Here is a 659-nt window from a genome sequence, read left to right as displayed (position 1 = left end):
ACCTCTTTATTTGCAATCTTTAGATATCAGAAAACGCCAATTAGGTGATGATCATCCCGATGTTGCTTCCAGTCTAAACAATTTGGCAGGATTGTATTATTCTCAAGGACGTTATAATGATGCTGAACCTCTTTATTTGCAATCTTTAGATATCAGAAAACGCCAATTAGGTGATGATCATCCCGATGTTGCTTCCAGTCTAAACAATTTGGCAGGATTGTATTATTCTCAAGGACGTTATAATGATGCTGAACCTCTTTATTTGCAATCTTTAGATATCAGAAAACGCCAATTAGGTGATGATCATCCCGATGTTGCTTCCAGTCTAAACAATTTGGCAGGATTGTATTATTCTCAAGGACGTTATAATGATGCTGAACCTCTTTATTTGCAATCTTTAGATATCAGAAAACGCCAATTAGGTGATGATCATCCCGATGTTGCTTCCAGTCTAAACAATTTGGCAGGATTGTATTATTCTCAAGGACGTTACAACGATGCTGAACCTCTTTATTTGCAATCTTTAGATATCAGTAAACACCAATTAGGTGATGATCATCCCGATGTTGCTTCCAGTCTGAATAATTTGGCAGGATTGTACAGTTCTCAAGGACGTTATAATGATGCTGAACCTCTTTATTTGCAATCTTTAGATATCA

At 36.6% G+C, this 659-nt stretch carries 1 protein-coding gene; it reads left to right on the top strand.

The features are described from left to right. On the top strand, positions 1-659 hold a 659-nt coding region (locus FJR06_RS09445; RefSeq protein ID WP_168651298.1), incomplete at both ends, for a tetratricopeptide repeat protein.

The sequence above is a fragment of the Dolichospermum sp. UHCC 0352 genome (genome assembly GCF_009711925.1).
GTDB lineage: Bacteria > Cyanobacteriota > Cyanobacteriia > Cyanobacteriales > Nostocaceae > Dolichospermum > Dolichospermum lemmermannii.
This window is presented reverse-complemented; position numbering and strand designations above follow the sequence as displayed.